Genomic DNA, 11024 nt, shown 5'->3' on the forward strand with positions numbered 1-11024 from the left:
TGGTCGGTCCCCGGTCCCCGGTCCTCGTGGTCGGTCCCCGGTCCCCGGTCCTCGTGGTCGGTCCCCGGTCCCCGGTCCTCGTGGTCGGTCCCCGGCTCCCGGTCCTCGTGGTCGGTCCCCGGTCCCCGGTCGTCGGGTTCGCCCCCCAGCCCCTGGCGAGCCTGCAGTTCCCCGTCCCCGTTCCAGCCGCTGCCAATGCGGGGCCCGCCGCCGGGGGCCGGGCTGCTCTGTGGGCTCGCTGCGGGGACCGCGGTAGCGGTCTCGCCGGTCGGGTCCGGGGACCAGGGGGAGGAGAGCGGGACCGTGGCGAGTGTGAGGGCGTTGCGGCGGGCGGCGAGCTGGGCGAGCAGCTCGGCGCGCTGGTCGGAGTCGGTGCCGACCGAGGCCCGGCCGATCGCTTTCGACAGCCGTCGGGTCAGGCGCCGGCCTCGTCGGCTCTGGCGTTGTTCGGTGGTGAGTTCGGCGAGCCGGGTGGCGAGGTCCACGGCTCGGGTGGTGGCGCGGTCCCGGGTGATCTGTGCGGCGTCGCGGTCGCGGGTGGCGATGCCGAGGCGGGACAGCAGCCTTTCGCGTGCTTCGCGCCCGAGGGTGGCGACCAGGCCCTTGGAGGCGGCTCCGGGGGTGCGCAGTCGCAGCTCGATGCCCATGGCCAGGTGCCAGAGCATGCCGGCCATGACCGGGCCGACGAAGGCCCGCACCGTGCCGCCGACGATCCCGCTCTCGGCGTAGGCGGGGATGACCTGCACGCTGCTGATGACCCAGACCAGGGTGCCCGGCATGCCGGGCGTGCCCTGGGTGGTCAGGTTCTGGCGGGCCATCAGGGCGGTCGCGAACAGGCCGAGTTCGGCGGCGGCGAACATGCCGGCGCGTTCGGCGGTGCCGGCTACGTCGAGGTAGTCGGCGGCGAAGCGCCAGCTCGTGTCGGCGCTGTAGGCGGTGCAGCCGAGCGCGGCCAGGGCGGCGGCCACCACCGCCTTGTTGCTGGGACGTTTCTGCGAGCGTCGTGCCCGCCGGGCTGCCCAGCCGGTCAGGGCCAGGGCGGTGGCGGCGCCGGGGATGCCGAGGGTGAGGAGGAGGGACGGGTCGGTGCCGGCACCGAGGGAGAGGAGGGGCTGGGTCATGCGGCCTTTCCGACAGGGGCGCACGCCGGCGTCGGCGTCGCCGGGCGGGCCAGGGGCTGCTGCGTAGTGGGCGGTGCGGTCGCGGGCCGGTTCCGCCGGGCCACCGTGGTCTTCTTGGCGGGGTTCTTCCGCCGGGGCACGCCGAGGGTGCGGTCGCGGTCGAAGACCTTGTTGGCGGCCTGCCGCAGCAGGTCCCGGGCGTGCTTGGTGCTGATCTGCAGGGCGACGGCGAGCCGGGCGGGTCGCCATCCCCGGACGTAGGCATGGTCGATGACGACTTGCCGCTCGGCGTCGGTGAGGTGGACGTCGCGGCCGTTGAAGAAGGCGGCCACACGCCGGTAGTCGAGGCGGCGGGGGAGCCCGTCATGCCAGGGCCGGCGCTCGGCTTCCGTCAGCCCGCCCCAGACGCCTTCTCTCAGGTCGTTCTCCAGGGCGTAGTCGAGGCACTCGCGGCGCACCGGGCACGGGCCGCACAGCTCCTTGGCGTCCGCGATGGCCTCATGGTCGCGGGGCAGCGGGAAGAAGGTGGCGTCGGCGTCCACGGGGTCCATGCCGTGGCACACCCCGTGGGGCTGCCAGCTGGTGTCGCCGATGCCGCGCAGGCCGGTGGCCGGCGAGATGTGGGTGGTGATGTGGCGCAAGGAAGTCTCCGGTGTGCTGCCGCGTCGCCGGCCGGAGGGATGGTGGTGGTCGACGCGGCGTCGGGCGCCTGCCGCGGCACCGGGCAGGTGTGCCGCAGCAGGGCGGGATGATGGTGTTGCGCAGGTGCACCACGCGGTGGTGCACCTGGGAGGGCCGGTCAGGCTATGGCCGTCTGCCGCTGCTGGGCGGCGGCGAGGTCCTTGCGGCCGGGGTGCGGCTTCTCGCGCGGCGCGCTGCCGCGTGCGAAGCCGTCGGGGTCGACGCGCCGACGCCGGCAGGGCTCGCCGACCGGTGCCTCGCACCAGTCGCAGCGCACCGACAGCGCGTCGGGCTCGCCCTGGGCGAGGGCTTCCTCGCGGGCCGCGCGGGCGCGGCGGAAGGGCGCGAGGGCGGCGCGGGCCTCCGGCGGAATGCAGGAGCCGACCTGCTCCAGCCGTGCTTGCAGCCTCGGGTTGGCCCGGCCTGCGGTGAGCTGCCGGTAGACCACGGGCTGGGCGGTGCCGGTGGCGACGGCGCGGCGGGTGCCGACCAGCTCGGCGGTCCAGGCCGCCTGGTCGTCGGGGTTGGCCACCGGGGTTGGGTCGGTGTGCCGGTGCAGGCGGTCGCGCTTGTAGTTCTCCCAGGGGCGGGCGATGTCCGCGGGCAGGATCTGGTACGGCGAGAGGCGGATGTGGCGGCGGGCGACGACGCAGGCGTCCCAGCCGTGCGGCGTGGCCAGTGGCACGTCCTCCAGCAGTTCGTGCCACTGGGCGAGCTGGTCGCGGGCCTCGTTCTCGTTGGTGCGGATCATGCGGGGGTCGAGTCGGCCGATGTAGGCCAGCAGGGCGGCGATTTCGCGGCGGTCCATGGCTACTCCGTTCCGGTCGGCGTCGGCTCGTTGAGGGCGGCCAGCAGGGCGGCGGTGTGGGCCTCGGAGCGGGTCATGCCGCCCGCCGGGGCAGCCCCGCCACCGGGCACGGCGTAGAGGTTCGGGCGGGTGGGAGCGTGCTCCCGGGCGATCCAGGCCCGCCAGTCGGCAGCCCAGGCAGCCGCCGCTCGGGGGGCGTGCCCGGCACGGTGGGCACGCCACTTCGCATCCGCCGCGAGCAGGCCGTCCTCGCCGAGGCGGTCGAGGTGACCTTGCTGGCGGGCCCAGGTGTGGCTGGCTGGGTCGACCTGCCAGTCGGTAGCCGAGGTGACGGCAGCACCACTACTGCTGCCTTTACGGTTCACCTTCGGTTCTCTACGGTTCTGGGGGTCGGATTCCGTACCGTGGTGGGGTCGGATTCCGGCACGTCGAGGGGTCGGATTCCGTCGTGAGGGGCCGGATTTCGTACCGGTCGGATTCCGGCCGGAGGGGTCGGATTCCGTACCCTTCTTCGGCCAGATCCCGTACCGCCGCAGGTCCTTCTCATCGTCGTCGTCCAGCTCCGGCACCGGGTCGGAGTCGGTCGGCGGCTCGACGTACGCCTCCGGGTCCTCGCGTCGCGCGGCGGCGACCTTGGCCAGCCACGCGGCAGCCCGGGGCAGCCGGTAGACCGTGGTGCGCTGCGGGCCCTCCAGGTGGCTCAGGACCTTCAGGTCGCCGCTCTTGTCGAGCGCGACCAGCGCGTCCCGCACCGCCGTACGGGAGGCGTTCGTCCGCTCCACCAGACTCGCCACCGACGCCCAGGCGACGCACTTGTCGTCCGCGACCCGGTCAGCGATCGACAGCAGGACCAGCCGTGCGGTGCCCCGGCTGGAGCTGTGCTCCCACACCCACTCGCGGGCACTGACGCTCATCGGCCACCCCCGGCCGCATGGTTCGAGCGACGCTCTACGGACGCCGAGGTGTTACTTAGCGTGACGAGGCCGTGGGGTGTTAGGGAGGAAATGGCTGCCGCGCGGGCTGGACGTTCCGGCCTTTTGCGCAGGGCGGTAGGCATGCAAGAATCCCCTTCAGTGTTGCCACGCTGACGCGCCCCGTGGAAAGGGATCAGCGTGGTGATGGTGGGCAATCTCCGCCCCGTTGGGCCTAGCCGGGCCCGCCCTGGGGCGGTACGTGCCGCTACGCGTTCGGCGTCCTGGAGTAGCCGCTCCTGGGCGCCGTCGCTGTATGCGGACCTGCGTACGTTGGCCTGTACCCGCCGTGTTGTTCGCGGGTGCCCCGGGCGGGCTGCCCGGGGGACGACGAACATACGCACGGACCCGTGTCAAGGTCCAGAGTTGGCTCTAGAACTCTGTAGAAGTCGTGCCGGGCAAGGCGTCGGGCGGGGCATGTGGTGATTCCTCGGTGCGCGGTGCGGATGTGCAGTGACGTTTTGTCCGAGTGCGGGCGTGACGGCACGACCGGAGGTAAGCTAGCAGCCCACTCGATCGGTGGAACGAAAGTATCTTCGTTTAGCCTAACGATCAAGTGAGCAGACGCCACGCGCATCTCGCCGAAGAGGAAGGAGTGTTGGATGCCGGCCAGGCTGTTCGACGCCCAGGCCCTCTTGCTCGCACGCCGAGCCCTGGGCGCCAAGCAGAGCGACGTGGCGAAAGAGGTCGGCGTCAGTGCCGCCCGCGTCAGCGCCTGGGAGAAGGCCCGGTCGGTACCGGACCCTGAGAAGCTGCCCCGCCTGGCCGCGGCCGTCCGCAAGGATCTCGATGAGCTGTTCCCCCGGAAGGGGCGACCGGATCTGGCGGACCTGCGGGCCGATGCCGGCTATTCCCAGAGCGCGACCCGCGCGTTGACCGGGACGCGGACGCCTGGGCCGGTGGCCGCAGCCGAGAACGGGCAGCGGCGGCTGAGCAGGGAGTATGAACAGCGGCTTGCTGATGCCTACGGCGTCAGCGTGGACGTGCTGCGGCGAGCGCAGGAGCGGTCCTTCGGGCACGACGTGCCCGAGCCGGACGAGTCGCCGGAGGCCGCCTCCGTGGAGGCGGCCGTGCTGCCGACCACGCTCGCGGGCAAAATCGCCTACCAACTGGGCCGGTTGCCCGCGCCGATGACCGACGCCGCCCTCGCCGCACGGGGCAACGGTTTGGTTGGGGCGGAAGTCCTCACGGCGGACCTGGTGCGCGGTCTGAGGACCGGTGCGGTGGTGAGCGCGCCCGACGAGGTCCTCCGGGCTCTCGCAGAGGCCCTGGACACCACGCCTTTGATGTTCAAGCCCGGCGATGCCGGCGTCGAGCGGGTGATCGCTGAGACCTTGGTGCTAAGTAACCAGGTGGCCGCCATCGCCGCCCGCGGAGGCGCGGAAGCAGGGCTGTCCGCAGAGCTGCTTGCGTTCATCCACAAAGAAGTCGCCAAAGCCCGCACGGAAGCAATCGCCCCCCAGGGCCACCGGGGCTGACGCCACTGTTGCGGTCTGCACGAGAGGGGGCGTCGGGGGACCGCCCGCACTAATCCGCGTGGAGTCAGTGCAGGCAATCACACCGCCAGCAGAGGTCCCCGGACGCTGTTAATGACCAACACATCCGCCGAGACTGCGAGCTGGCGCGCACACCCCACCTGAAACGGAGCCAGCTTCCCTTGGGGTGAGGCCGTTTGCGGAAAAGTGCTGTGAACGCGCGCCGTTTAACGCCCTGTTGGCTCGGCCGGAATGATGGCCATCAGGCGGCAGGAAGGAAGTTCTATGGGAGTGAGAGCCATGAAGCGCACGGCGAACTCCTGCCCGCCTTGCCGCGGCAGGTAGAGCCGGCGGGGCCGGTGTGATACCGGGTGAGTGACATTGATTGGCAGTTCGGGGGAATTCCAGAGTTTTCGGGCGATCGGGTCGCGGTGTACAACCTCGATGACCTCTTGGAGTCGCTGGTCGCTGCGGTACTGCTCGGCGTGCACGCGCAGCTGCGCCATCATGGGGAAAGCCCACTCCTCCTGCCAGTTGATCAGCTGCGTGCGCGCCTCGGGCCAGGTAAGGGCCCACTCCATCACGTTGAGGCCGTACGTCATCCAGGGGAAGATTTCCAGGATTGCGGGGTTGTGAACCAGGACGTCCCAGCGATGGTCGCTGACGTAGAGGGGCCACTTCTCGCTGTGGATGACGAGGTCACGGACCGAATCGGGTAGCAAAGCCGTCAGCGGACTGACGGGGGCCTCGGCGGGCGCGTGCCCCCGGGTGAGGCGATAGACGATGTGCCACTCGTCCGTAGTCAGGTCGAGGATGCGCCGTACCGCCTGCAAGAAGGCGTCGCTGTAGTTCGCAGGGCGGCCGGATTCCAAAGCGCTGTACCAGCGGCGGCTGACGCCGGCCAGTTTCGCGGCCTCCTCCTGTGTGATCCCGGGCCGTGATCTGCCCCCAAACGCCGCACTGAACCCCGGGATGTCTGATGTGTCACGGCGTGCGCGAGCTTGCCGCAGAATGCGGGAGATGGTTGGTGCCTCTGCAGCCTTGCCATTCATAACGTTCCTATAACGCTCGGGGTGGGATCTACGTCACACACCCGCGTGGGTCTGCCGCCCCGCACGGCTACACGCTCTGAGTCAAATGCCGAATGAATTCAGCGAGTTGACGTCCAGCCTGAATTAGTGACCTCACGTCGGTGGGTGGTCTAGTCCATGATACTGGGAACTGCCAGTTCTCATAAGCGGCATAAGCGCTGCTACGGCTTCCCATTCCTCGCGCATCTCCGGTCTTAAAGTCGCCGACACAGCCGCTGCCGGCCTCCTTGAACCGGCCACTCGCGCATCTCGATCACGGAAAGGATCACCATGTCCCGCTCGACACCGATCGCTTGCGGAATCCGTGGGATCGGTCGCCCCACGGTGCTCGTGTCCACTGGCGTGGGGCACAGGCTCGACTTCACGTGCCGCACCGGACATCGCCCGGTAGGACCGGACCTGCGCGCGAAGCACTCCGAGGCCACCGGCCCCGAGCACATCCTCACCGGCACGAACGAGGCCGCAGCTGCAGCTGCCTCCTACGCCACGTGCGTCGCAACGGCGGCCGGCGGCGGCCTCCTGATGGACGCTGACCCTGCCTGAGAGGCGTTGAACCGCGTTCGACAAAGCCATGGGTAGTGCAACGGGGGGCAAGGAGACTATGACGCACGATGTGGTGGACGAAGTCGCCGGAGCGCGGTCGGGCTCCAGCTGCCGCCGGCCACGCCGGTTCGGGCAACCGCCCACTCAGCCGGCGCACGCTACGTTACGAATGTCGGGCGCTGCTCGCGCAGATGCCCGTGCCGCGGCCCTTCACGCTGGACGGCCTGATCGCCGGGATCGAGGCCGAACGCGGCCGGCGAATCAAACTCGTAGCCATCCCTGACTACCTGCTGGCCGGTACCGATGTCTGTGGTCTGTGGCTCCAGCTCGAAGACGTGCCGGTCGACTTGATCATGTACGTCGGGGGCACGACCGCCTTCCACCGGCAAAGGATCATCCTTCACGAGTTGGCCCACCTGTGGTGCGACGACACAACGGAGGCCAGCTTCGAGCAGCTCGCCGGCCTCCTGCCGGACTTCCCGCCCGATCTCCTGCAGAGGCTGACCCAACGCGGCCGGATCATGACCCGGCACCGCTACGACTCCGTCGTTGAGCGTCGCGCCGAGATGCTCGCCGATTTGCTGCACCACGAAGCCTATGACGTCGACTACATCGAAGACGCCACCCTCAGGCATCTCGATGAGGACCTGTCCAGGCTGAACTTCGCTCCCCGTCCCCGCCGCTCAACCACCGAAAAGAACCGTGTCCTTCTCTGAAGCGTTTGTCTCGTTGATCACCGGGCTCCTGCTGCTGCAGGCAGCCGTCCGCTTCCCCGCCGCTCTCCGTGGCCGGCACCGGGACCGCTCCCTGTCGGGTGCCTTCGCATGTTTCGCCGCCGCCTGGTGGCTGCGCACCGACAGCGGTCGCTTCGTCGTCAACCACCTCGGCGTCAACGACCTGCCCACCCTCCTCAAGCACGCCCTGGCGATCGTCGGCATCTGCGAACTGCTGACCTACGTCAGCGACGTGTACCACGACGAGGACGCCAACGCGCGCCACATCAAGATCACCTCACTGGTCCACCGTGCAGCGGCTCGTGCCTCGCTGGCGACCGTGCTCTGTCTCGCCGCCGTGTTCTTCCTGGCCCTGGACCGCTCGAAAACCTTCGCCGACAGCCCGCACTTCGTAGGACGGCACGTCGGCGAACCCGGCCTGATCCTCTACCTCGGCCTGTTCTACATCTACACAGGCGCCGCCGCCGCCGTCTGCGCCTACCAGTGGGGACGCGCCGCGCGCCTCGCCGCCCGCAAGAGCCTGCGAACCGGCCTGACCATGATGGCCCTCGGCATGACACTGCTGGTTCTGTACGCCGTCCTGCGCACCGTCTACGTCGTCGCCATCACCGTCCACCCGGCCCTTGCGAGGGCCGGCTCCCTGCAGGAACACATCACCGACGCCTTCCTGTACGCCGGATTCCTGCTGTGGATGCTCGGCTCCATCACGCCGGCCACTCACGCGCTCGCCGCCAGGTGGCGCGCCACCAAGGCACTCGTCGCACTGCACAACCTGTGGCGCGACCTGGTCCTGGCCGTCGACGGCATCGCCTTGCATCAGCCCAGCATGGTCCTCGGCGGGCGCCGCGCCGCCACCGTCATCAACATGCTGCGGGACATCTTCTCCCACGACACCACCCCGCAGATCCGACTCGGCCGCTACGTCACCGAGATCCGCGACGCCACCCACGAGCTGCGTCGCCGCGCCCCGGCAGACCTCTTCCATCGCGCCCGACGGCTCGCCGAAGCCCAAGGCCACACCGGCGAGGACGCCGACGCCGCAGCCGAGGCGTACTGGCTCAGGGCGGCGCTCGCCACCGCCGACGCCCCCGCCGGAGCGCCCGTCGCCTACCACACGGCCAGTGATGACTTCGCCTCCGAAGTGCCCTGGCTCCAGCGTGTCGCCCGCGTATACCGCCACGCCGGCCCTCACATCCACCCCGTACTGGACGCTCGGCCTCCAGCCCCCGTCCCCGCAGCGTAAAGAGCACACCATGAACCTGACCGCTTCAGCCGCCGCCATGTTCTGCAACGAGGACAGCGAGGTCCTCATCGTCAAACCGACCTACAAGGACTACTGGAACCTGCCCGGCGGAAGAGTCGACATCGAGCGCGGCGAGACTCCATACGACGCAGCCGTCCGCGAGGTCCGCGAAGAACTGGGCATCACCCCGCCCATCGGCCGACTGCTGGCCCACGCCTGGATCACAGTCCCCGGCAAGGGAGCACAGATCCTGTACATCTTCCGTGGCGGCATCCTCAGCCGGAAGGACCAAGAGGCCATCACCTTGCAGGAGAGCGAACTGAGCGGGTACCGCTTCTGCCACCCAGAAGAGGAGGCTGGCCTTATCCCACCGCATCTGGACGACGTGTGGACGGAGACGTGCATCGCCGCCGCAACGAAGCGAATCGCATACGTTACGGGGCCCGTGTGATCGCTCCGGCGAATCCCGAGGCATCGAAGCCGCGGTGCTGCCTGTTGATCTCGGTGGGACTTTCCTGGGAACCGCTACGAGTGCCGCACTCGGTTGGCCCCACCAGGTTGCCAACACGTCATCTACGAACCTTCACGCCGTTTCCGTCCAATGAGGGTAGTTCCTTCGGTGAGCAGGCGCTGACTTCGGCGTGGTTGGTGGCGGCGAGTTCGGCGAGTGCGTGGCCGGTCTCGTTGGCGGCCTCTTCGGCGGTGACGGAGTAGAGGGAGGGGAGGTCGCGTCGTGGAAGGTGTCAATGTCACCATAGGCGGCGCGTGTGGTGGCCATGCGGCCCAGGCGCGAGCTGCTGTGGGCGGTGTGGTCGACGGCGGCTTCGACATAGCGCAGGGCGGCGGAGGGCTTGCGGGCGGCGGCGTGCTGGCAGGTGAGCATGCCGAGGACCTTGCCGACCGTGATGGTGTCGTCGGCGGCGCGCGAGGCGGGTCGTCAGCGCTGAGAGGCCGCGTGGAGATCGGCGTCGAAGGCCATCCAGCCAGCTGGAGCGTACCGCTGGGGGGTGCCCTTCGCCTCTGGCGCCCCCGGGCACGGAGTCCGCCGCCGGAGGTGGACTGATGTGCGATGCGGCCCGGATTGAGTGATTGTCGAAGAGGATGAAGCACGCGTTCCGTTGGGCAACGCCATGGTCGTGGCATGAGGAAGCTCACGGCATTCACATCACCTGTCGTTGTAGCGGCGCTCTTTCTCGCCGGTGCCGCAACACCGGCGCACGCGGGCCCCTACTGGAACAAGCGCATCAAGTGTGAGGCAACCGACCCGGACGGCCGCCGGATCCCCACCCGTCTGGGTAACGGCGTGCTGGCCTGGAACCATTTCTCCGGCAAGCACAACATCAAGAAGTGCGCGCTCATCAACATTCCGCTCCGGGACAAGGTTGACAAGGTGGACGGGCACAACCTCCAGTACTGGGGATGGGCCTCGGACCGGGCTCACGGCCGCGTCAAAATCATCGTCAAGGCCCGCTACGCTCGCAGGACGGACGACAGGCGCTACGACGCCGGAGCAAGGCAGGTGATCGGCGTGATCACCGCGTACTGCCACGGCATGCAGAAGTGCCCGAACTGGGTGAATGGGTAATTTGATGGACGAAGACGAGCGTGAGATCGCAGACCTCCAAGTCGAAGTAGCCGCTCTCCTGTCGGACCACGTCTACGCCCCCCTCCTGGAGGACCAGCACGTGCGCGGAGTCCTGCCCGCCCCGTCGCAGGCGCCGGCCGTCCGGGGAGTGCTGGGTGACCGGGGCGAGACCAGGCCGGAACGGCTGACCGCCTACGAGATCCCCCTCAGAGACGGCGAGGATCTGCGCACGCCGCACGACGTCGTCGCACTGCTGCGGGCCGTGCATACCGGCACTCACATCTACCCCCGCAGCCGGGTCACTTCGGTCATGGGCATGGACCTCTACCTGGTCGACCCGGCGGAGGTGACGGAAGCCCCGTTCACCACGGACGACTGGTCCGCCACACTCCTGCGCTGCCTGGCCCGCCCGACGGATCCGGCCGAGGACCGGCACGGGGCGCGGCTGCGCGGCTTCCTGTTCCGCGAGGGGGGCCTGCTGCGCCTGTACATGGACAGCGACGAGGTGCCCGGAGTGATCGCCGCCGACGTGCGCCCGGGCGGTGCGCTGACCGCTGTGCTGGCGGCTCTGCCGTCCCTGCTCGATGAGGAGTACCGGATCTCGAAGGACGCGATCGACCCCCATTGCCGGTACGTGGTGGACATCACCGACTGGTGAGTGCGCACCGCACTTGCCCTTAGGGGTCCTAACAGAAGTTGTTGATCAAGTGACTATCGGCTTGTCTGCTCGTTGGTCGGGTCGTGGGGAAGCGTCAGTCGCGGCCGTGGATCG

Annotated in this window: 11 protein-coding genes; 6 read left to right on the forward strand and 5 right to left on the reverse strand. The window is 69.3% G+C overall.

The features are described from left to right. The 4 genes from ACZ63H_RS37820 to ACZ63H_RS37835 all read right to left on the reverse strand — a co-directional run. A partial coding sequence (locus tag ACZ63H_RS37820; protein ID WP_469872997.1) for a hypothetical protein occupies positions 1-1121 on the reverse strand: 1121 nt, incomplete at its 3' end. Then, complete coding sequence (locus ACZ63H_RS37825; protein ID WP_469872998.1) at positions 1118-1762, reverse strand: WhiB family transcriptional regulator; 645 nt, start codon at positions 1760-1762, stop codon at positions 1118-1120. The genes ACZ63H_RS37820 and ACZ63H_RS37825, both read right to left, overlap by 4 nt. Positions 1763-1920: 158 nt before the next feature. After that, on the reverse strand, positions 1921-2610 hold the full coding sequence (locus ACZ63H_RS37830; RefSeq protein WP_469872999.1) for a zinc finger domain-containing protein: 690 nt from the start codon (positions 2608-2610) through the stop codon (positions 1921-1923). A gap of 2 nt (positions 2611-2612) precedes the next feature. Then, positions 2613-3524 carry a helix-turn-helix domain-containing protein gene (locus ACZ63H_RS37835; RefSeq protein WP_469873000.1) on the reverse strand — a complete coding sequence of 304 codons (912 nt, stop codon included), beginning with the start codon at positions 3522-3524 and terminating at the stop codon, positions 2613-2615. Positions 3525-4183: 659 nt separating this feature from the next. Here ACZ63H_RS37835 and ACZ63H_RS37840 point away from each other — a divergent pair. Continuing rightward, a complete protein-coding gene (locus tag ACZ63H_RS37840) occupies positions 4184-5059 on the forward strand; it encodes a helix-turn-helix domain-containing protein (protein ID WP_469873001.1) in 876 nt (291 codons plus the stop codon). A 224-nt stretch (positions 5060-5283) separates the two neighbouring features. On the opposite strand, the gene ACZ63H_RS37845 is transcribed toward ACZ63H_RS37840, so the two are convergent. After that, the gene (locus tag ACZ63H_RS37845; RefSeq protein WP_469873002.1) at positions 5284-6108 is read right to left on the reverse strand and encodes an MmyB family transcriptional regulator; all 825 of its coding nucleotides are present in this window, start codon (positions 6106-6108) and stop codon (positions 5284-5286) included. A gap of 650 nt (positions 6109-6758) precedes the next feature. Between ACZ63H_RS37845 and ACZ63H_RS37850 the strand changes: the two genes are divergently transcribed. The 5 genes from ACZ63H_RS37850 to ACZ63H_RS37870 all read left to right on the forward strand — a co-directional run bounded on the left by ACZ63H_RS37850 (position 6759) and on the right by ACZ63H_RS37870 (position 10910). Next, positions 6759-7406 (forward strand): hypothetical protein, encoded by a 648-nt coding sequence (locus ACZ63H_RS37850; RefSeq protein WP_469873003.1) that lies wholly within the window; start codon positions 6759-6761, stop codon positions 7404-7406. Positions 7407-7419: 13 nt separating this feature from the next. Continuing rightward, on the forward strand, positions 7420-8667 hold the full coding sequence (locus tag ACZ63H_RS37855; RefSeq protein ID WP_469873004.1) for an MAB_1171c family putative transporter: 1248 nt from the start codon (positions 7420-7422) through the stop codon (positions 8665-8667). A gap of 10 nt (positions 8668-8677) precedes the next feature. Then, complete coding sequence (locus ACZ63H_RS37860) at positions 8678-9118, forward strand: NUDIX domain-containing protein (RefSeq protein WP_469873005.1); 441 nt, start codon at positions 8678-8680, stop codon at positions 9116-9118. A 690-nt stretch (positions 9119-9808) separates the two neighbouring features. Beyond that, entirely contained in the window at positions 9809-10252 is a 444-nt protein-coding gene (locus ACZ63H_RS37865) for a hypothetical protein (RefSeq protein ID WP_469873006.1), read from the forward strand. A gap of 4 nt (positions 10253-10256) precedes the next feature. Then, positions 10257-10910 (forward strand): hypothetical protein, encoded by a 654-nt coding sequence (locus ACZ63H_RS37870; RefSeq protein WP_469873007.1) that lies wholly within the window; start codon positions 10257-10259, stop codon positions 10908-10910. Positions 10911-11024: the final 114 nt, after the last annotated feature.

The organism is Streptomyces sp. NPDC104831 (genome assembly GCF_055583025.1).

Coding starts and splice junctions, on each gene's coding strand:
- ACZ63H_RS37830 (WP_469872999.1), bottom strand. CDS start 2,610: ATGGACCGCCGCGAAATCGCCGCCCTGCTGGCCTACATCGGCCGACTC.
- ACZ63H_RS37835 (WP_469873000.1), bottom strand. CDS start 3,524: ATGAGCGTCAGTGCCCGCGAGTGGGTGTGGGAGCACAGCTCCAGCCGG.
- ACZ63H_RS37840 (WP_469873001.1), top strand. CDS start 4,184: ATGCCGGCCAGGCTGTTCGACGCCCAGGCCCTCTTGCTCGCACGCCGA.
- ACZ63H_RS37845 (WP_469873002.1), bottom strand. CDS start 6,108: ATGAATGGCAAGGCTGCAGAGGCACCAACCATCTCCCGCATTCTGCGG.
- ACZ63H_RS37850 (WP_469873003.1), top strand. CDS start 6,759: ATGTGGTGGACGAAGTCGCCGGAGCGCGGTCGGGCTCCAGCTGCCGCC.
- ACZ63H_RS37860 (WP_469873005.1), top strand. CDS start 8,678: ATGAACCTGACCGCTTCAGCCGCCGCCATGTTCTGCAACGAGGACAGC.
- ACZ63H_RS37865 (WP_469873006.1), top strand. CDS start 9,809: ATGAGGAAGCTCACGGCATTCACATCACCTGTCGTTGTAGCGGCGCTC.
- ACZ63H_RS37870 (WP_469873007.1), top strand. CDS start 10,257: ATGGACGAAGACGAGCGTGAGATCGCAGACCTCCAAGTCGAAGTAGCC.